Origin of the sequence: Solidesulfovibrio carbinolicus, assembly GCF_004135975.1 — a bacterium.
GTDB lineage: Bacteria > Desulfobacterota > Desulfovibrionia > Desulfovibrionales > Desulfovibrionaceae > Solidesulfovibrio > Solidesulfovibrio carbinolicus.
Genome location: NZ_CP026538.1, coordinates 2,924,070 through 2,947,945, shown reverse-complemented (window position 1 = coordinate 2,947,945; position 23,876 = coordinate 2,924,070). Strand labels below are relative to the sequence as shown.

Annotated in this window: 14 protein-coding genes; 10 read left to right on the top strand and 4 right to left on the bottom strand. The window is 64.6% G+C overall.

Translation table 11 applies throughout. The features are described from left to right. The first annotated feature begins 6 nt into the window (after nucleotides 1-6). From C3Y92_RS13165 to lon, 5 genes are all read left to right on the top strand, one after another. Nucleotides 7-1,572, top strand: coding sequence for a hydantoinase B/oxoprolinase family protein (locus C3Y92_RS13165; RefSeq protein ID WP_129353238.1), 1,566 nt, complete (start codon nucleotides 7-9; stop codon nucleotides 1,570-1,572). Nucleotides 1,573-1,771: 199 nt separating this feature from the next. Next, nucleotides 1,772-3,094 (top strand): trigger factor, encoded by a 1,323-nt coding sequence (tig, locus tag C3Y92_RS13160; protein WP_129353236.1) that lies wholly within the window; start codon nucleotides 1,772-1,774, stop codon nucleotides 3,092-3,094. A gap of 162 nt (nucleotides 3,095-3,256) precedes the next feature. Continuing rightward, entirely contained in the window at nucleotides 3,257-3,865 is a 609-nt protein-coding gene (gene clpP / locus C3Y92_RS13155) for an ATP-dependent Clp endopeptidase proteolytic subunit ClpP (protein WP_015861473.1), read from the top strand. A 165-nt stretch (nucleotides 3,866-4,030) separates the two neighbouring features. Further along, nucleotides 4,031-5,284: an ATP-dependent Clp protease ATP-binding subunit ClpX gene (clpX, locus tag C3Y92_RS13150; protein WP_129353234.1), complete on the top strand. Its 1,254-nt coding sequence runs from the start codon at nucleotides 4,031-4,033 to the stop codon at nucleotides 5,282-5,284. Nucleotides 5,285-5,413: 129 nt separating this feature from the next. Then, nucleotides 5,414-7,873, top strand: coding sequence for an endopeptidase La (gene lon, locus C3Y92_RS13145; RefSeq protein ID WP_129353232.1), 2,460 nt, complete (start codon nucleotides 5,414-5,416; stop codon nucleotides 7,871-7,873). Between the two features lie 273 nt (nucleotides 7,874-8,146). Here the strand turns inward: lon and C3Y92_RS13140 are convergent, their stop codons facing one another. The 3 genes from C3Y92_RS13140 to C3Y92_RS13130 are packed head-to-tail and all read right to left on the bottom strand — an operon-like array spanning nucleotide 8,147 to nucleotide 10,091. After that, nucleotides 8,147-8,443, bottom strand: coding sequence for a nucleotidyltransferase family protein (locus tag C3Y92_RS13140; RefSeq protein ID WP_129353230.1), 297 nt, complete (start codon nucleotides 8,441-8,443; stop codon nucleotides 8,147-8,149). Next, nucleotides 8,436-8,855: a nucleotidyltransferase substrate binding protein gene (locus C3Y92_RS13135; RefSeq protein ID WP_129353228.1), complete on the bottom strand. Its 420-nt coding sequence runs from the start codon at nucleotides 8,853-8,855 to the stop codon at nucleotides 8,436-8,438. The genes C3Y92_RS13140 and C3Y92_RS13135 overlap by 8 nt, the downstream gene beginning before the upstream one ends. 60 nt (nucleotides 8,856-8,915) lie before the next feature. Then, entirely contained in the window at nucleotides 8,916-10,091 is a 1,176-nt protein-coding gene (locus C3Y92_RS13130; protein WP_129353226.1) for a tRNA nucleotidyltransferase, read from the bottom strand. A 61-nt stretch (nucleotides 10,092-10,152) separates the two neighbouring features. Here C3Y92_RS13130 and C3Y92_RS13125 point away from each other — a divergent pair, with 61 nt between their 5' ends. The 3 genes from C3Y92_RS13125 to C3Y92_RS13115 all read left to right on the top strand — a co-directional run bounded on the left by C3Y92_RS13125 (nucleotide 10,153) and on the right by C3Y92_RS13115 (nucleotide 18,539). Beyond that, nucleotides 10,153-11,103 carry a biotin--[acetyl-CoA-carboxylase] ligase gene (locus tag C3Y92_RS13125; RefSeq protein WP_129353224.1) on the top strand — a complete coding sequence of 317 codons (951 nt, stop codon included), beginning with the start codon at nucleotides 10,153-10,155 and terminating at the stop codon, nucleotides 11,101-11,103. A 69-nt stretch (nucleotides 11,104-11,172) separates the two neighbouring features. Beyond that, nucleotides 11,173-14,868 carry a pyruvate carboxylase gene (locus C3Y92_RS13120; RefSeq protein WP_129353222.1) on the top strand — a complete coding sequence of 1,232 codons (3,696 nt, stop codon included), beginning with the start codon at nucleotides 11,173-11,175 and terminating at the stop codon, nucleotides 14,866-14,868. A gap of 83 nt (nucleotides 14,869-14,951) precedes the next feature. Next, entirely contained in the window at nucleotides 14,952-18,539 is a 3,588-nt protein-coding gene (locus C3Y92_RS13115) for a PEP/pyruvate-binding domain-containing protein (RefSeq protein WP_129353220.1), read from the top strand. A gap of 279 nt (nucleotides 18,540-18,818) precedes the next feature. Here the strand turns inward: C3Y92_RS13115 and C3Y92_RS13110 are convergent, their stop codons facing one another. Further along, nucleotides 18,819-20,117, bottom strand: a complete 1,299-nt coding sequence (locus C3Y92_RS13110; RefSeq protein ID WP_129353218.1) for a peptidoglycan DD-metalloendopeptidase family protein — start codon at nucleotides 20,115-20,117, stop codon at nucleotides 18,819-18,821. Nucleotides 20,118-20,290: 173 nt separating this feature from the next. On the opposite strand from C3Y92_RS13110, the gene C3Y92_RS13105 reads away from it, so the two are divergent. Both C3Y92_RS13105 and C3Y92_RS13100 read left to right on the top strand, forming a co-directional pair. Continuing rightward, nucleotides 20,291-22,654 (top strand): mechanosensitive ion channel family protein, encoded by a 2,364-nt coding sequence (locus C3Y92_RS13105; protein ID WP_129353216.1) that lies wholly within the window; start codon nucleotides 20,291-20,293, stop codon nucleotides 22,652-22,654. Continuing rightward, on the top strand, nucleotides 22,654-23,769 hold the full coding sequence (locus C3Y92_RS13100) for a transporter substrate-binding domain-containing protein (protein ID WP_129353214.1): 1,116 nt from the start codon (nucleotides 22,654-22,656) through the stop codon (nucleotides 23,767-23,769). The genes C3Y92_RS13105 and C3Y92_RS13100 overlap by 1 nt, the downstream gene beginning before the upstream one ends. The last annotated feature ends 107 nt before the right edge of the window (nucleotides 23,770-23,876 follow it).

Here is a 23,876-nt window from a genome sequence, read left to right as displayed (position 1 = left end):
GCAGCCATGAACATCACCCCGATCACCCTCGAAGTGTTCAAGAACAAATTCGCTTCCGTGGCCGAGGAAATGGGCGTCGCCCTGACCCGGACCGCCTATTCGCCGAATATCAAGGAACGCCGCGACTTCTCCTGCGCCGTGTTCGATTCCGGCGGCGACATGATCGCCCAGGCCGCCCATATTCCCGTGCATCTCGGCTCCATGCCGCTGTCCGTGCGCGCCGCCATTGACGCCATCGACCTCGGGCCGGGCGACATGGTCATGCTCAACGACCCCTTCCGGGGCGGCACCCATCTGCCCGACATCACCCTGGTCGCGCCCGTGCATGCCGGCGGCGACGCGCCGCTTTTCTACGTGGCCTGCCGCGCCCACCACGCCGACGTCGGCGGCATGTCCGCCGGCTCCATGCCGCTGTCCACCTCCATCTTTCAGGAGGGTCTGGTCATACCGCCGGTCAGGATCGTGGCCGAAGGCGAAATCGTCCAGGGCGTCATGGACCTGTTTTTGGCCAACGTGCGTACGCCCCTGGAGCGCCAGGGCGACTTCGCCGCCCAGATCATGGCCAACCGCACCGGCATCGCCCGGCTGACCGAGCTGGCCGCCGCTTACGGCCGCGAACGCCTGGCCGCCATGGGGACTGCGCTGCTCGATTACGCCGAACGCCTCATGCAGGCCGCCATCAAGTCCATCCCCGACGGCGCCTACGAAGCGGCCGACAGCCTGGACAACGACGGAGCCGGAACCAACGAACCGACCCTGCGCCTGACGCTTACCGTCGAAGGCGGCCGGGCCGAACTGGATTTTTCCCGAAGCGATCCGCAAACGCCCGGCTGCATAAACGCCGTGCGGGCCATTGTCGTGTCCACCGCGCTCTATGTGTTCCGCGCCCTGGCCGGACGGGCCGTGCCGGCCAACGCTGGCTGCCTGCGGCCCATCGACGTGACGACCAAGGCCGGGACCATGGCCGACGCCCGCTTTCCGGCCGCCGTGGCCGGCGGCAACGTCGAGACCTCCCAGCGTCTGGTGGACGTCATCCTGCTGGCCCTGTCCCAGGCCTTGCCCGACCGCATCCCGGCCGCCTCCCAGGGCACCATGAACAATCTCGCCATGGGCGGCGTCGATCCGAGAAGCGGCAAACCGTTTACCTACTACGAGACGTTGGCCGGCGGGGCCGGGGCCGATGCGGCCGGCCCGGGACAGTCGGCCGTCCACTCCCACATGACCAACACCCTCAACACCCCGGTGGAGGCCCTGGAATACGCCTATCCCATCCGCGTGACGCGCTACGCCCTGCGTCAGGGTTCCGGCGGTCCGGGATTGCACGTCGGCGGCGAAGGGCTGGTGCGCGAGATCGAGGCCCTGGGGCCCATGGAGGCCACGGTGTTGTCCGACCGGCGGTTGCGCGGCCCCTGGGGCCTTTGCGGCGGCGGGGAAGGGGCGGCCGGCGTCAATGTGGTGACGCGCCGCACCGGCGGCATGGCCATGCCGGGCAAGTTCCATGTGCGGTTGCGGGCCGGGGACAGACTTTGCATCGAAACGCCGGGCGGCGGGGGCTGGGGAACGCCTTCCTGATTGCCTTTTGACGCCGCCTCGCCTATGCCCCCATGTTCCGGCCCGGTCCGCCGCGCCGGAGGCGGGGCATTTTGCCCTTTTCATTTTGGGGTGCTTCCTGTAGCATGACCCATTTTGTATTCGCTTGCGATTTTTTCCTGAATACGACCGAAAATCCGCTGCGACGGCCCGGCCGCCAGCGAACATCTTGGAGGATGCCTTGGAATATACCGTCAATCAGCTTTCGCCTGTCAAAACGCAGGTCACCGTGTCCGTGCCCGCCGAAGAGGCCAACGCCGCCCTGGCTTCCGCCGTGGCCATGTTCCGCTCCCGGACCGACCTCAAGGGTTTTCGCAAGGGCAAGGTGCCGTCCAGCGTCGTCGAGCAGCGCTTCAAGAAAGAGATCGTCAGCGAAGCCACCACCGACCTGATCAACGTGCACATCAACGAGATCATGGGCGAGCTCAAGCTGTCGCCGCTCTCCGGCCTGGACGTGAGCGAAGCGGCCCTGACCAAGGGCGAGCCCCTGGAATATACCTTCAGCTTCGAGCACGCCCCGGCCTTTGATCTGCCCGAATACAAGGGCCAGGCCGTGGAAGAGGAAGACGTCGTCGTCTCCGAGGCCGATATCGAATCCGTCATCGAACGGGTGCGCAAGAACCTGGCCGAAGTGAAGCCGCTCAGCGAAAACCGTCCGGCCAAGGACGGCGAAGTCGTGTCCGTCACCTTCGAGGCCTTCGAGGACGGCAAGGCCATCCCCGGCGTTCGGGCCGAGAACTTCGAGATGACCCTGGGCGAAGGCCAGGCCCTGCCGGCCTTTGAAGAGCTGGTCAAGACCATCGCCTCGGGCAGCGAAGGCGAAGGGGAAGTCACCTTCCCGGCCGACTTCATCAATACCGAGCTGGCCGGCCGCACCGTCACCATGAAGGTGGCCGTCCACGTCATCAAGGAACGCAGCCTGCCGCCGGTGGACGACGAGCTGGCCAAGAAGGCCGGCAACTTCGAAAACCTGGACAACATGCGCGAAGCCATTACCATGTCCTACAAGAAGTCCCGCGAGGATCTGCACCGGTCCTCGGCCCAGAAGAAGCTGCTGGACAGCCTGCTGGCCACCCTGGACTTCCCGCTGCCGCCCGCCGTTGTGGAGCAGCAGCTCGGACAGATGGTCGAGGAATTCGTGGCGCAGCTGGAGCGCCGGGGCAAGAGCCTGGAATCCACCGGCAAGACCCTGGCCGATCTCCAGGGCGAGATGCGCCCGCGCGCCGAGGAGCTGGTCAAGACCCAGATCTTCCTCTCCGCCGTGGCCCTGAAGGAAGAATTGACCGTCACTCCCCAGGAGATGGACGCGTTCTTCTACCGCCTCTCGACCCAGGCCGGCCAGGACGTCATCATGCTCAAGCGCTACTATGAGGACAACGGCCTCATGATCATGGTGCGCGACAAGCTGCTGTGCGACAAGGCGGCGGATCTGATTTACGCCAATGCCCTGGTGACCAAGGTCGCCCCGGCCGAAAAGCCGGCCGGCGAGGAAGCCCAGGACTAGACGGAGCGGGACCGCTTCTTGCATTGAAAATGAAATCAGGACAACGTGGCCGCGTCGTAGCGGCCGCGTTGTCCGGCAACCGAAGCCGGAAGGATGTGGCGGTCCCGATTTGACGACAAAAACGTCGCAAAACGTCGCCTCCGGCCTACAAAAGGGAAGCAGATGGCCACGATACCTATTGTCATCGAGACGACCGGTCGCACCGAACGCGCCTATGACATCTATTCGCGGTTGCTGCGCGACCGCATCATCCTGCTTGGCAGCGCCGTGGACGACTACGTCGCCAACCTGATCTGCGCCCAGCTCCTGTTTCTTGAGTCCGAAGACCCCGAGAAAGAAATTTTCATGTACATCAATTCTCCCGGAGGCGTCGTTTCGGCCGGGCTGGCCATCTACGACACCATGCAGTACGTCATGCCGCCGGTCTCCACCCTGTGCCTGGGCCAGGCCGCCAGCATGGGCGCGCTGCTCCTGTGCGCCGGCGCCACCGGCATGCGTTACGCCCTGCCGCACAGCCGCATCATGATCCATCAGCCCTCGGGCGGCTACCAGGGCCAGGCCACGGACATCGAGATCCACGCCAAGGAGACCCGGCGCACCCGGGAAACCCTCAATGAAATCATGGCCAAGCACACCGGCCAGAGCATGGAGCGCATCCAGGTGGACACCGAGCGCGATAATTTCATGAGCGCCGAGGAAGCCGTGGCCTACGGCCTCATCGACAAGGTGTTGACCTCCCGGGAGCGGCTTGAGAAAAAGGACGCCGAATAGCCCCTGGGGCCTGTTCCTGAAAAATCGGTCAGGTGTGTTTCAGGAAAAGGCCATTTTTCAGGGTGATTGTTCACCAGATCCCTCTGATTTGCTTATAGGACGCCGCACGAGGGCCGCGACGCGGTCAAAAAGGCCCGGTACGCCGGGCAGGGTGGGATTTCCGGTATGACGAGGAAGAAAGCAAGCGTGTCGGGCGAGCTGTGTTGCTCGTTTTGCGGCAAGAACCAGGACGAAGTGCAGCGGCTCATCGCCGGCCCGGACGTCTACATCTGCGACGAGTGCGTGGCGCTTTGCAACGAAATCATCGCCCAGGAGTCCGTCAGCGAGGAGACCGAGGGCGGCAAGCTGCTGGCTCCGGCCGAAATCAAGCGACTGCTCGACGAATACGTCATCGGTCAGGAACAGGCCAAGAAGATCCTGGCCGTGGCCGTGCACAACCACTACAAGCGCGTCTACTACGCCGGTTCCGCCGGCGCCGACGACGTGGAGATCGACAAGAGCAACATCCTGCTCATCGGCCCCACCGGCTCGGGCAAGACGCTGCTGGCCCAGACCCTGGCCAGAATCTTGAATGTGCCCTTTGCCATCGCCGACGCCACCACGCTGACCGAAGCCGGCTATGTGGGCGAGGACGTGGAAAACATCCTCGTCCAGCTGCTGCAAAACGCCGACTACGACATCGAGTCGGCCAGCAAGGGCATCATCTACATCGACGAGATCGACAAGATCGCGCGCAAGGGCGACAGCCCGTCCATCACCCGCGACGTGTCGGGCGAGGGCGTGCAGCAGGCGCTTCTCAAGATCATTGAAGGCACCGAGGCCAACATCCCGCCCAAGGGCGGCCGCAAGCACCCGCAGCAGGAGTTTATCCGGCTCAACACGGCCAATATCCTCTTTATCGTGGGCGGCGCGTTCATCGGCCTGGACAAGATCGTGGGCCAGCGCCAGCGCGGTTCGGCCATGGGATTTGGAGCCAAGGTGGAGGCCAAAAGCGACGACGACCTGTCCAAGCTGCTGACCCAGGCCCATCCGGCCGACCTCATCAAGTTTGGCCTGATCCCCGAGTTCGTCGGCCGTATCCCCATCCTCACAAGCCTTGAGGAACTGACCCAGACCGATCTGGTGCGCATCCTCACCGAGCCGAAAAACGCCCTGGTCAAGCAGTACCAGAAGCTTTTCGAGCTGGACAAGGTGCGGCTGCGCTTCTCCAAAAACGCCCTGGACGCCATCGCCCAGAAGGCCATCGAACGCAAAACCGGCGCGCGTGGCTTGCGAAACGTCATGGAATCCATCATGCTCGACATCATGTACAAGCTGCCGTCCCTTACCGGCGTCAAGGAGTGCGTGATCAACAAAGCCGTGGTGGAAAAGGGCATCGAACCGTTGCTGTTTTATCATCAGGAAGTGAAATCGGCCTAAAGCCCTTGTCGCGCCCGGATTGACAACGGGTTTTCCGGCCTTACCTCACAACCTGCCGCCAAGCCTTCGGATCGGGCAATGCCCGGTCCGGGGGCGGGCCTGGAAACTAACCCCGCAGCGGGAGGTTGCATGACTGGATTTACCTTCGATTCCAACCGGTTCGCCGCCGAGACCATACGCCTTCCCATGATGAGCCTGCGGGAAGTGGTGATGTTCCCGCGCTCCATAGCACCCCTTTTCGTCGGCCGCGAAGCCTCCATCAAGGCCATCGAACAGGCCGTGGCCGCCCACGACAAGAAGATCTTCCTGGTCGCCCAGCGCTCGCCCGAGACCGAAAAGCCCACCTCCGAGGACCTCTTCGAGATGGGCACGGTGAGCAAGATTCTCCAGATGCTGCGCCTGCCCGACGGCACCATCAAGGTGCTCTTCGAAGGGCTTTACCGGGCCGAGTGGGAATCCGAGACCATGACCATGGGCGAGGACGCCAACTATCCCATGGTCACCGTGCGCCGCGTGCCCGAGGAAGAAACCCACGGGCCGGAATCCGACGCGCTGATCCGCGCGACGCAAGAATCCCTGGAGCATTACGGCCGCATCAACAAGAAGCTGGCCCCCGAAACCATCCTGGCCATTAATTCCATCACCTCGCCGGGACGCCTAGCCGACGCCGTCATGCCCCACCTCAAGGTGGACTACATCAAGAAGCAGGGCGTGCTGGAAGAGCTGGAGCCCATGCGCCGGCTCGAAGAGACCTACGCCTTTCTCCAGGGCGAGATCGAAATTTCCTCCATCGAGAAGCGGATCAAAAACCGCGTCAAGCAGCAGATGGAGAAGAACCAGAAAGAGTACTATTTAAACGAGCAGATAAAGGCCATCAACAAGGAGATGGGCCGCGAGGACGATCCCGGGGCCGAGGCGGCCGAATTCGAAAAGCGCCTCGAAGAAAAAAATATGCCCGAGGAAGCCCGGGAAAAGACCCTGCGCGAGATCAAAAAGCTGCGCCAGACCCCGCCGTCCTCGGCCGAGTACACGGTGGTGCGCAACTACGTCGAATGGATCCTCGACCTGCCCTGGCAGGTCTATCAGGACACCGATCTCGACATCCTGGCCGCCGAGGAGATCCTCAACACCGACCACTACGGCCTGGAAAAGCCCAAGGAACGCATCCTGGAATATCTGGCCGTGCAGAAGCTGGTGGACCGCATCAAGGGCCCCATCCTGTGTCTGGTCGGCCCTCCGGGCGTCGGCAAGACGTCGCTGGCCAAATCCATCGCCCGGGCCATGGGCCGGGAATTCGTGCGCCTGTCCCTGGGCGGCGTGCGCGACGAGGCCGAGATCCGCGGCCATCGCCGCACCTACGTCGGGGCGCTGCCGGGCAAGATCATCCAGTCGCTCAAGCGGGTCAAATTCAACAACCCGGTCTTTTGCCTCGACGAAGTGGACAAGATGAGCACGGATTTCCGGGGCGATCCCTCCTCGGCCCTGCTTGAAGTCCTCGATCCCGAGCAGAACTACGCCTACAGCGACCACTACCTCGATCTGGACTACGACCTGTCCAAGATCTTTTTCATCACCACGGCCAACTCCCTGCACTCGATCCCGCTGCCCCTCCAGGACCGCATGGAGATCATCCGCATCCCCGGCTACCTGGAAACCGAAAAAGCGCAAATCGGCGGCCGGTTCCTGCTGCCCAAGAACATCGAACAGCACGGCCTGACCCCGGACAATATCCGGCTCACCGACGAGGCCATGCTGACCATCATCCGCCGCTACACCCGCGAAGCCGGCGTGCGCAACCTTGAACGCGAGATCGCCAGCGTCTGCCGCAAGGCCGCGCGCAAACTCGTGGAAGGCAAGGAACCCGAAGGCGGCTTTGTCGTGGACACGGCCGATCTCGAAGGCTACCTCGGCGTGCCCAAGCACCGCCACGGCGAGATGGAACCCGCGCCCAAGGTCGGGCTGTGCACCGGCATGGCCTACACCGAGGTCGGCGGCGAACTGCTCATGGTCGAAGTGGCCATCATGCCCGGCTCGGGCAAGGTGGAGATCACCGGCAAGCTCGGCGACGTCATGCAGGAGTCGGCCCGGGCGGCCCTGTCCTACCTGCGTTCGCGCTCGGGGCTCTATGGCCTCAAGCCCGATTTCCACAAGGAAATCGACATCCATATCCACGTGCCCGAGGGCGCCATCCCCAAGGACGGCCCGTCGGCCGGCATCACCCTGGCCACCACCATGATCTCGGCGCTGTTAAACCTCCCGGTGCGCAACGACATCGCCATGACCGGCGAGATCACCCTGCGCGGCCGGGTGCTGCCCATCGGCGGCCTGCGCGAGAAGCTGCTCGCCGCCCACCGGGGCCTTATCCGCACGGTCATCATCCCGGCGGAAAACGAAAAGGACTTAAAAGACGTGCCCGAGGCCATCCTCAAGGACATGGAAGTGATCAAGGTCGAAAGCATGGACGAGGTGCTGTCCAAGGCCCTGGCCTGCGAGGACCAGGCGCGCCTGTTCTGCGGCCGCGACGCCAATGCCGCGCCCCTGTCCGATTCGCTGCTCAAGGAAGAATATCGCCTGGAACAGCGGCATTAGGAACGAGAGCGATAAGAGCCGAGAGAAGAAGAGAAGAATGCCTCCGGCGGCTGGGGGCCTGAGGCCCCCAGACCCCCCAACGGGGAAAAAGGTCAAGGGGGGAGGAGTCGGCCGGCAACGCTGGTTGCGGTAAATGAGGCCAGGCTTCGCCTGAAGATGCTATTGAAACGCCGGGACGGTCGCCGTCCCGGCGTTATTTATTGGCGACCTCTGGAGCGTCTGTTGCAAGAGGGGGCAGGGCGGGCGATGGATGCTCCCTCCCGCCAGTTCAGGCTATCCCGCGAGAGGGACTTTCGTGGCGTCGATGATCCGCCGAAACGCGGCCGAGACGGCCCGGTAATCCACCACATCGACCTGCATGGGCAGGTTGGAGGCGGCAAAAGCGTCGCGTAGGGCTTCGAGCCGGTCCAGGGGCAGGGGCGCGTCGGCCGCCACGGCCAGGTCGAGGTCGGAGTGAGGCCGGGTCGTGCCGCGCGCCCGCGAACCAAAGGCGAAAACCGCAGCCTCGGGCAGGTGGGCGGCCAGGATGGCCCGCACGGTGGCGAGCTGGTCCGGGGCGAGGTCAATCATTGCGGTCGGCCAGCCGGGCGAGCAGTTCCTTGGCCTGGGGCAGGAAGCGCCGGGCCGCCTCGCAGACGTCCAGGGCGATTTCGCCGTCATAGGTGTGGGAGGTCAGGTTGCGGGCGTCGCCAAAGCCGAACCAGGGCGTGGGGTCGTCGAGCAGGCCGGCCCGGGTCGCCTGGCGAAAAAGATCCTTGCGGGTGCGCGGAAAGTCGGCTTCGTCCGGGGAGGCGTTTTCCCGCAGCCAGCGCTGGAGAAATTTCCAGCACAGTTCATAGGCCACTTCGAAATGCTGGATGATGCCGGCCCGCACCGTGTCGCGCAGGGTTGGGGGGATGGACGACAGTCCATCGGCCGTGGCGGCCAGGGACCGATCCAGGGCGTCGATGGCCTTGGTCAGGCTGGTCAGGTCGAGAGCCATGGGCTTCTCCTTGTCGCCGCAGCGGCCGGCTGGTCTGGGCGGACCGGCGGCCGGCCCGACCTATCCCCGGGCCTGCCCTTGTTCGCCTTCCACGCCCTCGGGGGCGCGGCCCTGGGCCTTGTCGTGCTCGGCCAGCTTCTGGCAGCGCAGATTGCGCAGCCGCTCGCCCGAAAGCGGCCCGCGCTGGCGCTGCTTGCCGGGCAGATGCACCGAGAGCATCACCTTGAGGTCGCGCTTGGCATAGGGCAGGACGCTGGCCCCGCTGTCGGCCCGCACCACCTCGAAAAGCGGTTCCACCATGTCGTGCTTGTGCAGCCAGGTGAGCATGTCCACCCGCGTGCCGGCCCGCAGTTCGTGGTAGCGGGCGGCTTTCATGTGGAGCTTGGCCGCGGCCTCGCCGGCCTCGCGCACCCGGTTGGGCAGCTTGAGCCGCCGGCCGAGCTCCCCGGCCACCTGCTCGCCCCGGTCGTCGTGGCCGTGGTGGCGCGGCCATTCGCACTCGGGCGTGGCAATCTTGCCCAGGTCATGGCACACGGCCATCCAGCCGGCCAGGGCGTCGCCGGCCAGGATGTCCACCATGTCCAGCATGTGGTCGAACACGCTGCCGTCGTGGTGCTCGGGCGGGCCGGCCGGCACGTGGCGGGCGGCTTCGAGTTCGGGCAGCCAGGGCAGCAAACAGCCGGTGTCGGCCAGGAGCTGGAAAAAGCGCGACGGCTTGGTGGTGCCCAGGGCCTTGCGCACTTCCTGGGCCACCCGCTCGGCAAAGACGTCGCCGAGCGCTCCACAGGCGGCCACGGCCCGCATCTGGGCCACAAGCTCGGGGTGGGGCGAAAAATCCGGCAGCGAGGCGGCGAACCGGGCCGCCCGGTAGACCCGCAGCGGATCGTCGAACATGGACATCTCGCCGCACGGGCGCAGCCACCGGTCGCGCAGGTCGGACAGAGCCAGGGGATGGAAATGCAGCCGCCCGGCGATTTCGCGGGAATCGCCCATGGCCATGGCGTTTATCGTCAGGTCCCGGGCCAGCAGATCCTCGGCCACGCTGTCGCCGCGCGGCCAGGCGTACTGGGCGCTGCCCAGCATGAAGACCGGAAAGGTCTTGCCGACCTGCCGAGCCCTTCGATACCTTCTCACGAACGCCTCGGGCGTGGCGTCGACAATGAGATAATCCTGATCCACAACCGGCCGGCCGAGCAATATGTCGCGGACCGCGCCGCCTACGAGATACCGTTTCATGCATGACTCCGGCGCGGACATTGTCCCAAATGCCGTCAAAAATCCAGGGGCCAGCCGCCCCTTGTCGCAAAACCCCTTCGAAAACGGCGGCGTGTGGCTGTGGGAATCGGGGGGGCCAGGCCTGGCCGGGCCGGTATCGCCGGAATTTTTGGCCGCCGGCCATCCCTTGTGGGCCGCCGACATGGCCCGGCTCGGGCCGTGGCGGACGGTGGAGCTGGGGGCCGAATACGGGCCGGCGGCCGGACGATGGCTGCGCGGTGAGAGCCCGGCCCTGGCCGACGCTCCGGCCATCCTGGTCGTCGGCCCGTGCGCCACGAGCCTGGACGCGGCCTGGGCCTTTGCCGAGGCCGGCCTGCTGCCGCCTTTTGCCTCGGTCCTCGCCGTGTCCCAGACCAGCGGCCGGGGCCAGATGCGCCGGGAATGGATTTCGCCACCGGGCAACATCTACGCCGCCCTGTCCTGGCCGGCCGGGGAGGGGGCTTTGGCCGCCATGGCCCCGGTGGTGGTCGGGGCCTGTCTGGCCGACGCGCTCTATGGCCGGGGATTCGCCGCCACGGTCAAATGGCCCAACGATCTTCTGATCGAGGGGCGCAAGGTCGCGGGAATCCTCCTTGAAGAACGACATGGCCGTATTGTGGCCGGCGTCGGCATAAACTGCGCCGAGGCCCCGGATGCGGCGTCGCTTCGTCGGGATCACGCCGCCCCGGCCGCCGCATTGGCCGACTTTGGCGAAGTGCCGGGGGCGGTTACGTTGTGGGGCGAACTTGTGAAGTTTGGGCAAACCTGCTACTTCCAGTGCGTTGCGCTATCGGACTCGAGTGCATTGTCCCGTTTTGTCGAGCGTCGTCTGGCTTGGCTTGGCCGGGAAGTCTTCGTGCGCGAGAGCGGATCGGACGGGTTTCGGGCACGGATCGTCGGGTTGGCCGAGGACGGGGGACTTCGGCTGCTGCGTGGCGATTCCGGGCCAGGGCAGGATTTGACGCTTCATTGCGGGAGCATATCCCTCCTTTGATGCCGGCCCCCGCCGGATCGTCACTCTAAAAGAGAATGGACAGGTCGCCCTCAGGGGTCAGAGGACAGCATGATCGCCAAGACGTTTCAGGAAGTGCTTTCCGAGGTTGAAGGAAAGAAGATTCTTGTCGCCAACCGGGGCATTTCCGCCCGCCGGGTGCTGCGTTCCATCCGCGAACGCCTGCGCGCCATTCCCGTGCTCACCGTAACCGATGTGGACATGACGTCCCCGGCCACGGCCGGCGCCCATGAGCTCATCACCCTAGGTCCCGATCCCCGGGCCTATCTCGACATCGACGGCATCATCAAAAAAGCCAAGGCCCGGGGCGTGGTCGCCATCCACCCTGGCTGGGGATTTGCCTCCGAAGACTGCGAATTTCCTCGCAAATGCGCCGAGGCCGGCATCATCTTCATCGGCTCCTCGGCCGACGCCATGAAAAGCCTGGGCAACAAGGTCGAAGTGCGCCGGCTGGCCATGAGCCTGGGCATTCCGGTCGTTCCCGGTTCCGAAGGCTCGGTCACCATCCCCGAAGCCCGGGAAATCGCCCAGAAGATCGGCTTCCCCATCATGCTCAAGGCCGAAGGCGGCGGCGGCGGCCGGGGCATCTACGAAATTTATTCCGAAGCCCAGCTCGAATCCGCCTTTTCCAAGGCTTCGGCCATGGCCCAGGCCTCCTTTGGCAACCCGCGCCTTTTCGTCGAAAAGCTCCTCACCAGCGTGCGCCACATCGAAATCCAGGTGGCCGGCGACCGCTTCGGCAACGTGTTCGCCTTTGATGAACGCGACTGCTCGGTCCAGCGCAACCACCAAAAGCTCGTGGAAATCACGCCGTCGCCCTGGCGCGGCATGACCGACGAGTTGCGCCAGCGCCTCAAGGACTACGGCGAGCGCCTGGTGCGCGAGACCGGCTACTATTCTCTCGCCACCGTCGAATTTCTGGTCGATGCCGACGGCGAGCCCTACCTCATCGAGGTCAACACCCGTCTGCAGGTCGAGCACGGTATCACCGAATGCCGCTACGGCGTGGATTTGGTGGAAGAGCAGATCAACATCGCCTTTGGCGGCAAGCTGCGGTTCAACTGCGTGGACACCCGTCCGTTCCTCCACGCCATGCAGCTGCGCATCAACTGCGAGGATCCCAAGCAGAACTTCGCCCCCAACGCCGGCTCGGTCACCCGCTACCTGTCCCCGGGCGGCCAGGGCATCCGGTTGGATTCCTGCCTGACGGCCGGCTACGAATTCCCCACCCAGTACGACTCGGCCGGGGCGCTGCTTATCTCCTACGGCCGCAACTGGCCCAAGGTCGTGGCCGTCATGGAACGGGCGCTGCGCGAGTACATCATCGGCGGGCTCAAGACCACGATCCCGTTCCACCGCCAGATTTTGCGCCATCCGGAGTTCATCAAAGGGGAGTTCGACACCAAGTTCATCACCCAGAACCCCTATCTGCTCAATTACCAGGACGACGAGCCCGAGGCCATGCGCCTGTCGTGGCTGGTGGCCGAGATCTCGGCCCGGGGCTACAACCCCCACGTCCAGCTCGGCAAGTACCGGGGCCGCGAGGACTACCGCCTGGGGCGCTTCACGCCCCACATGCCCGAAGCCGATCTGCGCTCGCCGGAAAGCCCCTATCCGCGCGGCGACCGCCAGGCCGTCCTGGACATGGTGCGCGACTCCGGCAAAGTCCATTTCGTCGACACCACCACCCGCGACATCACCCAGTCCAACAGCGGCAACCGTTTCCGGCTGGCCGAGGACGAGCTGGTCGGCCCGTATCTCGACAACTGCGGGTTCTTCTCCCTGGAAAATGGCGGCGGCGCGCACTTCCACGTGGCCATGATGGCCAACATGACCTACCCCTTCACCGAGGCGGCCAAGTGGAACGAGTTCGCGCCCAAAACCATGAAGCAGCTGCTCATCCGCTCCACCAACGTGCTTGGCTACAAGCCCCAGCCGCGTAACCTCATGCGGCTGACGGGCGAGATGATCTGTGAGCATTACGACATCATCCGCTGCTTTGATTTCCTCAATCACGTCGATAACATGTATCCCTTTGCCGAGGTCGCCCTGTCGCGGCCGGGTATCATCTTCGAGCCGGCCATATCCCTGTCCTACGCCCGGGGCTTTGACGTGCACCATTACCTTGGCGTGCTGGAGGCCATCCTCGACCAGACCGCCAAGGCCGGCGGCATGACCAAGGCCAAGGCGGCCAAGAGCATCATTTTGTGCCTGAAAGACATGGCCGGCGTGTGTCCGCCGCGTTTCGTGCGCGAGCTCATCGCCGCCATCCGCAAGGCCTACCCCGATCTGGTCATCGACTACCACCGCCACTACACGGACGGGCTTTTTGTCCCGGCCGTGGGCGCCGCCGCCGAAGCCGGCTGTCACATCGTCGATACCGCCATCGGCGCCTCCGTGCGCTGGTACGGCCAGGGCGAGGTGCTCTCCACGGCCGCGTATATTGAAGAAGACCTGGGCGTGCCCGTGGCGCTGACCAAGGCGAACAAGGACATGATCCGGGCCGCCAACTTCGTGCTCAAGCAGGTCATGCCCTACTACGACCGCTACACCGCGCCGTACTTCCAGGGCATCGACTACGACGTGGTGGAACACGCCATGCCCGGCGGGGCCACCAGCTCTTCCCAGGAAGGGGCCATGAAGCAGGGCTACATCCACCTGCTGCCCTACATGCTCAAGTTCCTGGCCGGCACCCGCAAGATCGTGCGTTACCACGACGTCACCCCGGGTTCCCAGATCACCTGGAACACGGCGTTTCTGGCCGTCACCAGCGCCTACAAGGTCGGCGGCGAACGGGCCGTCAAGGACATGCTTGAAGTGCTCGAGGCCGTGTCCGAGAACTGCGACGAGTGCCTGACCCCGGCGGCCAAGCACGACCGGCTGCTGCTGTACGCCAACTGCAACGACGCCTTCCGCAACCTGCTTTTGGGCAAGTTCGGCAAGATGCCGCTGGGGTTCCCGCCGGACTGGGTCTACGAGAGCGCCTTTGGCTCGGAGTGGAAGGAAGCCATTGCCTCGCGCACCGAGGATTCGCCCCTGGACGCCCTGGGCGAGGTGGACATGGAAGCCGAGATGGCCGCCCTGACCAAGCAGCTGGGCCGCGAGCCGTCCAACGAAGAGTTCGTGCTCTACTTGAACCATCCGGGCGACGCGCTCAAGACCATGGAATTTCGCAAGAAATTCGGCGATCCCAACAACCTTCCCCTGGACGTGTGGTTCGAGGGCCTGGAGCCCGGCGAGGAGCTGACCTTTGCCGACAGCCAGGGCAAGCCCCACCACCTGTCCCTGCTCGACATCTCGCGCCCGGACAACAGCGGCATGGCCACGGTCCGCTATGTCCTGGATTCGGAAATCCTGAGCCATCAGGTCCAGGTGGCCGCCGCCCAGAACGGGCCGGCGAGCAAAGTCGAGATGGCCGACCCCAACAACCCCTACCACGTGGGCGCGCCGGTCTCCGGCGACCTGTGGGTCATGCACGTCTCGCCCAACGATTACATCAAGACCGGCGAGGAACTGTTCAACATCTCCGTCATGAAACAGGAAAAGACCGTGGCCGCTCCCCTTGACGCCACGGTCAAACGAGTGCTCAAAAGCGCCGATTACGCCAACGACCGCAAGATGGTGCCGGTCAAGGAAGGGGAGCTTTTGGTCGAACTGGCTCCGGTTTCCAAGGATTGCCCGGGGTGCCGCCAGCCCTTGGGCGATGATGGCTTCAAATTCTGTCCGAATTGCGGCCAACAGATGTAATGTAACTTTTGCCGCAAACGTGTCATAGTGGGGCCGGCGGTAAGACGCCGGCCCATTGAGTCTGGAGAGACAAGGAGGGGAGAATGGCCAAGAACCAGTCCAATGACAAACCGCGCCAGGACGAAAACCCGTCCGCCAAAGAGACCGGCGCGGCTCTCGATACCGCCGCCACGCTTATTCTCACCGGAGCCGACATCGTCGGCATCGGCGAAGAGGCCGAGATCCTCGTCGGCGGGAAAAACTATAACACCGCGCTCATCAGCCAGATTCAGGGCATCCGCGCCCCGCAATTTCGGGCCGTGTCCTCCGTGGCCTTCCATCGGGTCCTGGACGAAACCAAGGTCAACGCCGCGCTGATCCGCGAAGTGGTCAACGATGGCTATCGCCGGGTTGACTGGAATGACGAAGAAGTCAACAGTGACCCGGAATACATGAAAAATCTGGTGCGCAACCTGGCCGAGGAGGTCCGCCTCAAGACCGCCGACGCGCCGGGTTCCTCCATCAAGCTGCGCACGTTTATCAACAACGTGGTCGAGGGCTTCGCCACCTCTCCCGAAGGCATCGACCAGTTGCGCAAGCGTTCCGTCCTCGTCCAGGCCGCCATCCTGTCCGTGGACATGCCGGCCGGCGTGCGCGAGGCCGTGGCCAGCGCCTACAACGACATCTGCCGCGAAGCCGGCCTGGAAGACGTGCCCGTGGCCGTGCGCTCCTCGGCCGCTGGCGAGGACAGCCGCAAGAAAGCTTTCGCCGGCCTGCAGGACACTTATCTCAACATCGTCGGCGCGGCCCAGTGCGTGCGCGCCTACCAGTGGGACTGCGCCTCGGCCTACAATCTGCGCTCCATGACCTACCGCCGCGAGGCCATCCTCGACGCCGTGGCCCTGGCCGAGCGCACCGGCGACGACTCCATCGCCGAAGTGGCCAAGCAGGAATGGGCCATTGAGAACACCTCGCTGTCCGTGTGCATCATGCGCATGATCAACCCCGTGATCTCCGGCACGGCGTTTGCCGCCGACACCGCCACCGGCTGCCGCGGCACCGCCCGAAACGACCTCGTCTCCATCGACGCCAGCTATGGCCTCGGCGAAGCCGTGGTCGGCGGCATGGTGACCCCGGACAAGCTTTTTGTCTTCCAGCGCGACGAAGGCCCCGAAGTCGTCATCCGCAACATGGGCTACAAGGACAAAAAGATCGTCTATGACGACGAGGAGGGCGGCACCAAGCTCGTCAAGGTGCCCGACGAGATCGCCTACCGCTGGGCCCTGTCCCTGGCCCAGGCCGAGGAAGTGGCCCGGGGCGTGCGCGCGATCTCCGCCGCCTACGGCGGCTGCATCATGGACACGGAATTTTGCATCGACGAGTCCGACCGCCTCTGGTTTGTCCAGGCCCGGCCCGAGACCCGTTGGAACGACGAGCTGGAGCTGCACCCCGACACCATCTTCATGCGCCGCATGGAGGTCGAAAAACGGGCCGCCGCTTCGGCCGAAGTGATCCTGGAGGGCAACGGCGCCTCGCGCGGGGCCGGCCAGGGCATGGTGCGCTTTTTGCGCTCCGCCCTGGAACTCAACAAGATCCAGAAAGGCGACGTCCTGGCCGCCGAACGCACCGACCCGGACATGGTGCCGGGCATGCGCGTGGCCTCGGCCATCCTGGCCGACGCCGGCGGCGACACCAGCCACGCCGCCATCACCTCCCGCGAACTCGGCATTCCGGCCATCATCGGCATCCAGCGGGCCGAGACCCTGCGCTCCCTGGACGGCCAGTATGTCACTGTGGACGGCTCGCGCGGCTGTGTCTACCGGGGCCTTCTGCCCCTGGTCGAAGTGGGCGGCGAGATGGACCTGTCCAAGCTGCCCACCACCAAGACCAAGGTCGGCCTGATCCTGGCCGACGTGGGCCAGGCGCTGTTCCTGTCGCGCCTGCGCAATGTCCCCGACTTCGAGGTGGGCCTGCTGCGCGCCGAATTCATGCTCGGCAACATCGGCGTCCACCCCCAGGCCCTGGAAGCTTACGACAACGGCACCCTGCCGAGCCTTATCGAATCCAAGGTCAAGGAACTCGACGCCAAGCTGGCCAAGGTCGTGCGCGAGCAGATGGCCGCCGGCTTCATCAACGTCCAGATCAAGCTGCGCGGCTACGTCGGCCTCGTCACGGGCCTGACCGCCGATCTCGACAATCTGGCCGACCACTCCGGCGCGCGCGGCACCGACGAAGTCATGGCCGTGCATCGCCGCATCCGCGACCTGGAGAAAAAGCTCGATCATTATCTCGAAGAGACCACCCGCCGTCTGGACATGCTCAAGACCTCGGCTGATCTGTTCACCCACGTGGCCATCATCCTTGGCTACTGGGACGAGCTCCAGACCAAGGCCGTGGAACCCGATGAGGTCAAGCGCCGCTACGAGATCAAGGCCCAGATCGAGGACCGCATGGCCGCCGTGGCCGACGAGCCGCTGGTCAAGGACGTGCTGGCCAAGATCACGGCCATGCGCCAGGAAGTGGCCCGGCAGGTCGGCATCAAGTCCCAGATCGACGACCTCAACGCCCTTTTGGGCAAGATCCGCAAGCAGCTCACCTCGCGCGGCTTCCGCAGCGGCAAGGAACTCTACGTCCAGACCCTGTCCCAGGGCCTGGGGCTTTTTGCCATGGCCTTCCACGGCAAGCCCATTCTCTACCGCACCACGGATTTCAAATCCAACGAGTACCGAAACCTCCTTGGCGGCAACCTCTTCGAGGCCCTGGAGGACAACCCCATGCTCGGCTACCGGGGCGTGTCGCGCAACATCCACGACTGGGAAATCGAGTCGTTCAAGCTGGCGCGCGGCATCTACGGCGGCAAGAACCTGAACATCATGCTGCCCTTTGTGCGCACCGTGGAAGAAGCCGTCTCCATGAAGCGCTACCTCGAACGGGTGCACAAGCTCCAGTCGGGCGACGATGGACTCAAGATGTTCATCATGTCCGAGATCCCCAGCAACGCCATCCTGGCCAAGCAGTTCATCCAGGAGTTCGACGGCTTCTCCATCGGCTCCAACGACATGACGCAAATGGTGCTCGGCACCGACCGCGACAACCCGGCCCTTCGCCATATCTACGACGAAGAGGACCCGGCCGTGGTCTGGGCGCTTTTGGTCACCATCTTCGCCGGCCAGAAGTACGGCAAGAAGGTGGGGTTCTGCGGCCAGGGCGTGTCCAACAGCGTGATCCTGCGGGGCCTGGTCGCCATCGCCGGCATTGTGTGCGCCTCGGTTGTGCCCGACACCTACTACCAGACCAAGTTCGACATGGCCCATGTCGAGGACGAGAACATCCCGGCCTCGGGCCTGGGCACGTGGCTGGGCGAGCAGCATCTGGCGCGGCTCAAGACCGTGCTTCAGGAAAATAAGTACGAGCACATCGCCAAGAAGTACGACACCGCCGCCGACATCAAGGACTGGTACGACGGCGAGCTGACCCGTCTTGGCGAGCAGCTGCGCGAGAACCTGGAAAGCCCCAAGGCCGCCTTCTACCGTCAGGAGATGGAGACCTTCCGCAAGCTGTTCCACAAGCCGGTGCTCTACGCCACCTGGGACTGGCCGGGCACGGTCTTCGACGCCCTGCGCCAGGCCGGTTTCGAGAGCTACGACGAGCAGGCCGTGGCCTTGGCCGCCCAGCGTCAGAAGAGCTGGTAGCCGGGCAGGCCTCGCCGCCGGCGGCAAACAACGCAAGCAAGCGGCCTCCGACATTGTCGGAGGCCGCTTTTTTCGTGCTGGGTGCCCGGCAGGCCGGGGTTGCGGCCTGGGGCGGTAACATTCTGCTTGGCCGCAAGCCGGGTCGGGAGCGCTGTTGGCCGCGCGGCCAGGGCGCGTCGCCTTGACCGGGCCAGGGACGACGGCAACTGTCCCGAACCGACAAAAAGGCCGTCCAGACGGATGTCCGGACGGCCTTGAGAACCTATTGCACGAGCAGCTTCACAACTTGCTCAGGATATTGTCGTCGATCCAGTGCTGGTCCCACCATTCGATGGGCGAGGCCTCGCGGCCGCCGACCAGCACGCCGAAGTGCAGATGGTCGCCGACGGCAAGCCCGGTGACGCCGGTCTTGCCGATGATGTCGCCCTTTTTCACGTCCTGGCCATCCTTCACGTCGATCTGGCGCAGGTGGGAATAGAGCGTTTGCAGCCCCAGGCCGTGGTCGATGATGACGGTTTCGCCGTAGATGCCCAGAAACCCGGTGAAGACCACCTTGCCGCTGTTGGCCGCCGGCACGGCCGCGCCCTCCAGCGAAGCCAGGTCCACGCCCATGTGGGTCTGCTGATCGATCTCCTTGCCTTGGTAGAAATAGGTCCGGTGGTCGCCGAAACCGGCCCGGGGGGCGGCGTTGGGCAGGCGCAGGAAAGCCTTTTTGTCCCACAGCATGGCCGGGGCGCTTTTCTGGGCAAGTTCCTTTAAAAACACCGCGTTTTGCTTGCGGACGTCGTTGTTGACCTTGAGGTAGATCTGCAGATTGTCCCGGGTGTCGGGGATGATGTTGTAGTACTGGGGCATCTTCGACTCAAGAAACGCGTCGGAGATGTTGATCTTGTCGTCGCGGAACTTGCGCGGGATGGCCTGGAAGCGAAACGCTCCCATGCCCACGTTGCCGGCCTGGTCCGTGACCTTGACCTTGGGAACGAAGTTCTTCGGGTCCATGTTGAAGGGGAAGACGTAAAGTCCAAAGTAACGGCCGCCTTCGAGTTTGTAGGCCGGGTAGAACTCGTCGCCGACCACCACGCCGGCGCTTTCCACCGGTTCGCTGACGCTAAAGGACACGGCCCCGACGCCGCCCTGGCGCACGTTGTGGGCCAGGCTCGTCACGTCCACTCGGGGCGGGATGGTGTCGAGGGTGAACTGTCGGTCGATGGTAGCCACGTTGCCCGCGCCGAAATTGGCGATGGAGCGGTCGGAAGCGGTGACGGTCAGGGTGAAGGGGCCGTCGCGAAGGCCGGCCGGCTCCAGGGTGAATTTCTCCACGGCCTCGCGCACGGGCGTGGCGTAGGCGGCGTCGAGCAGGGTGATCTGCTTGTCCTCCTGGCGCACCACCACCTTGGCGCTTTTGAGTCCCGAGCCGGCGTCGCGAAGCGTCAGGGTGAACTCGCGCTTGGGCGCGGCCACCGCAGCGTCCGGCGCAAGCGCGATCTCCGGCTTGCCCCCGTCGACCAGGAACAGATAGCCGGCTGCGCCGCCGGCCAAGGCCAGAATCAAAATCACGCCGAAAACAAGTCGTTTCATGGTATCCTCTCCCGTTGGCAGCCTGCTTCATAACGGCCCGGTCCTGGCAGCGCAAGTCCGGACCGGCCGCCCTGGCCGGCGGCCAGGCCCGGCCGCCAACGTCGGCCTTGCGTTTGACCGGCCACGCGCGCTACTTTCCATTCGGGAAATCCGATACGAAGAAAGGAGTGTCCATGGGGCGTCGGGTCTGGAAAAACGCCGGAATCAGGGCGGCGTTCGGGGTCATCGGCCTGTTGCTGACGACCCTCCTGTGGCAGGCCGCCTGGGCCTCGGCGACGGACGAAGAACAGCTGTGGCGGTCCATTGCCGACGGGTTGTCGCAAAACGTGGTGCTCAAGCGTCAGGAACTCGACCGGTTGCACCGGGATTTGCCGGGGATCAAGAACGCTCTGGGAACGGATCTGTCCCAGGTCAGCAGCCGGCTGGACCAGCTCCTGCTGCTGCGCGGCGTGGCCGGCGACACGCCCTGGGCCTCGCGCACCCTGCTCATGGAGCTGGCCGAACTCGACAAGGCGGTCAACGTGGCTCGCGGCCCCCTGGAGGACATCCGCGACGCCCTGGCCCGCACCAAGCAGGAATACGCCACCCTGCGCCAGATCAGGACCCAAAACGCCAGCCGGGAATACGCCGATCTCATAAACGAAGAGCTGGCCGGACCGGGCCGGGAATTCAAGGAACTCAAGCACGCCGTGGACGCGGTCAAGGAGGACGTCGACGCCGCCCTGGCCCAGGCCGACGCCCTGACCGCCGACATCGCCGCTGCACGCAACGATGAGACCGACCGGTTCATCGCCGTCTTCGGACAGACCTATCTCCAATCCGCCGGGTCCTTGCTGCATCCAGCCAATGTGATGGGTCTTTTGGACGATGTCGTCGAATGGGCCGACGCCTCGCCGCGCTTCTGGGGGCCTATTTTGCGGTTTACGCCCTGGGGGACGTTTTTCCTGCTGGGTACGGTCTATGCCGGCCTGGCCTTTTGGGCCGTGCGTTTTCTGGCCTTGCGCCGTTCGGAGACCTGGCCGTCGCGCCGGGCCGGCTTGGCCTGTCTGGCCGTTGGCCTGGGCTTTTTTCTGGCCCGCCATTCGCTGCTCTATGTCGGCAACCAGTTCACCTCCCTGGTCTGGGTCGTCTTCCTGGCCTACGGCCTCTACCGCCTGTCCGGCGGCGGCAGCGTCTTGGCCGTGCTGTTTGGCTGCTTTTTGGCCGGGGTCTCGCTGGACATCTTCAATTTGCCGGCCTCGGCGGCCTGCGCCGTGTGGCCGGTGGTTTCGGGACTGGGCGTCTGGCGGCTGACGCGGGGCCTGGGCTGGCGCTGCCCTGTGGTGTGGCTGCTCCTGATCTCGGGCGTGGCGGCCCTGGCCGGCTTCGGCCCCCAGGCCATCATGTTGGTGCAGGCCGTGTTCATGCTCTATCTGGCCGTCTACGTCTCGGGGGCGGTCCAGCGTTGGCTCGGGGCCATGGCGGCCGACCGGACGCGCTCCATCGCCCACTTGGCCCAGCCCCTGGCCGTCACGGTGCTGGCGGCGCTCTATATCGCCTGGGTGCTGCTCTTCATGGGCGGCCCGGGGCTTATGGAATACGTTTTCGCCATGACCTTTTCCGTGGGCAAGGCCACGGTGTCCCTGGACGCCGTCTCGGGGCTGGTCATCAGCTTTTTCCTGTTGCGCCTCGTCCAGGCCTGGTTCCAGGAGTCCCTTACCTTCATCAATTTCCGGGGCAAGCCCATGGACCCGGGGCTGGCCCATACCGTGGGCGCGGCCTTTTCCTACATCACCTGGACGCTGTTTATTCTTTTCTCCCTGCATCTGTTCGCCGTGCCCCTGGGCGCGCTGACCTGGATCGCCAGCGGCCTGTCCGTGGGCATCGGCTTTGGCCTCAAGGACATCGTCAACAACTTCATCAGCGGACTGATCATCATGTTCGGCGGCACGGTGAAAAAGGGCGACATCATCCAGCAGGGCAAAAACCTTGGCGAGGTGGTGGACCTTTCGGTGCGAAACACCATCGTGCGCACCCTGGACAACACCACGGTCATTATCCCCAATTCGAGTTTCCTGCGCGGCGAGATCGTCAATCTCTCCTACCAGGGGACCACCCTGCGTCTGACCATCCCGGTCACCGTGGCCCCGGGCACCAAGATCAAGAAGGTCCGCAAGCTCCTGCTCGGCATTGCCAAGGAGCACAAAGACGTGCTCAAAAATCCGCCGCCCGAGGTGCTGCTGCGTACCTTCGGCCGGCTGGGCCTGGAGTTCGACCTGCAAGTGTGGATCGACAACTTCATCAAGAAGTTCGACGTGCAGTCCGAACTGTCCACGACCATTGACCAGGTGTTCCAGGACAACAAGGTTCTCGTGCCGTTCCAGGGAGTGAAGGTGAAGTACAAGCCCAAGGGCACCGAGGCCATGCAGCTCGAAGCCCAGCGTGAGGAGCTGCGGCAAAAGCGCGGCAAGGTGTTTGGCAAGGTGCGTTTGTTGCGGCGGGTCCACGCCAGGCGGCGCTGGCCGGCTCCGACGCCGACGACGGGAGGCGAGGAATAATGCGCCGACTTCTTCTGGCCGCCCTGGGATGCGCGGCGTTGGTGCTGGCCGTGGCCGGGCAGGGGGCCTGCGAGTCCAAGCTCGAACCGGTGGATCCGTCCTTTGCCGGCCGCACCCTGACCGTGGGCGTGGTCATTGCCCCGCCGTTTGTGGAAAAAGACCCCAACGGCAACTACATCGGCGTGGCCTACGACCTGTGGGAGGACGTGGCCCAGGATTTGGGCCTGCGCTTCACCACCCGGGAATACGGCCTGGAGGCGTTGCTCGCCGCCGTGCGCGGGGGCGAGGTGGACGTGGGCGTTTCCGCCTTGTCCCTGACCCCCGAGCGCGAAGCGCAGATGGATTTCTCCCAGCCCTTTTACTATTCGGGCCTGGGCATCGCCGTGCCGGCCGTGGCGGAAAGCGCCGTCGAGCGCGTCGTGGACGCCATATTTTCTTCCCAGGTGCTCTTTTACGTCGGCTCCCTGCTGGCACTGCTGCTGCTGGTCGGCATCGGGGTCTGGCTGCTGGAGCGGCGGCGCAATCCCGAGCATTTCCGGCCCGGCGGCAAGGGCATAGGCGACGGCATGTGGTGGTCGGCCGTGACCATGACCTCGGTGGGCTACGGCGACGCCACGCCCAAAACCTTCATGGGACGCGCCCTGGCCATGGTCTGGATGTTTGCTTCGGTGGCGCTTTTGGCCACCTTCACCGCCGGCATCACCTCGTCGCTGACCGTGGACACCTTGACCGGCCGGGTGCATGGCCCGGACGATCTGCCCAAGGTGCGGGTAGGCGTGTTGCAGGACAGCGCCGCCGAGGAAGAGCTGGTGGCCGGCCATATCGGCGTGCGCCGGTATCAGACGGTGGACGCGGGCCTCACCGCCCTGGTGGACGGCGATCTCGACGCCTTTGTCCACGACCAGCCCATTTTACATTACTACCAGCACCGGGATTTTACCGGCGACGTGCGGATTTTGCCGGGCTTTTTCGATCCGCAGCTCTACGGTTTTGCCTTTCCGCGCGGTTCGCTGTTGCGCAAGTCCGTCAACGTGGCCTTGCTGCGCCGGCTGGTCGACACCGAATACCGAGCCCAACTCTATGGGCCGTATCTGGGCAAGCAGGCCATCCAATAAGCGAAGTATTGGCCGATCCGGCGTCGGCACGTTACAACTCTGGTTAATCCCTTGACTTTCGCAGGCATGTGCGGGAGAGGGATGGCATTTGCCCCGCTGTGTCGCGT

Coding starts and splice junctions, on each gene's coding strand:
- C3Y92_RS13165 (WP_129353238.1), top strand. CDS start 7: ATGAACATCACCCCGATCACCCTCGAAGTGTTCAAGAACAAATTCGCT.
- C3Y92_RS13110 (WP_129353218.1), bottom strand. CDS start 20,117: ATGAAACGACTTGTTTTCGGCGTGATTTTGATTCTGGCCTTGGCCGGC.
- C3Y92_RS13100 (WP_129353214.1), top strand. CDS start 22,654: ATGCGCCGACTTCTTCTGGCCGCCCTGGGATGCGCGGCGTTGGTGCTG.
- lon (WP_129353232.1), top strand. CDS start 5,414: ATGACTGGATTTACCTTCGATTCCAACCGGTTCGCCGCCGAGACCATA.
- C3Y92_RS13130 (WP_129353226.1), bottom strand. CDS start 10,091: ATGAAACGGTATCTCGTAGGCGGCGCGGTCCGCGACATATTGCTCGGC.
- C3Y92_RS13140 (WP_129353230.1), bottom strand. CDS start 8,443: ATGATTGACCTCGCCCCGGACCAGCTCGCCACCGTGCGGGCCATCCTG.
- C3Y92_RS13115 (WP_129353220.1), top strand. CDS start 14,952: ATGGCCAAGAACCAGTCCAATGACAAACCGCGCCAGGACGAAAACCCG.
- clpX (WP_129353234.1), top strand. CDS start 4,031: ATGACGAGGAAGAAAGCAAGCGTGTCGGGCGAGCTGTGTTGCTCGTTT.
- C3Y92_RS13105 (WP_129353216.1), top strand. CDS start 20,291: ATGGGGCGTCGGGTCTGGAAAAACGCCGGAATCAGGGCGGCGTTCGGG.
- C3Y92_RS13135 (WP_129353228.1), bottom strand. CDS start 8,855: ATGGCTCTCGACCTGACCAGCCTGACCAAGGCCATCGACGCCCTGGAT.
- C3Y92_RS13120 (WP_129353222.1), top strand. CDS start 11,173: ATGATCGCCAAGACGTTTCAGGAAGTGCTTTCCGAGGTTGAAGGAAAG.
- clpP (WP_015861473.1), top strand. CDS start 3,257: ATGGCCACGATACCTATTGTCATCGAGACGACCGGTCGCACCGAACGC.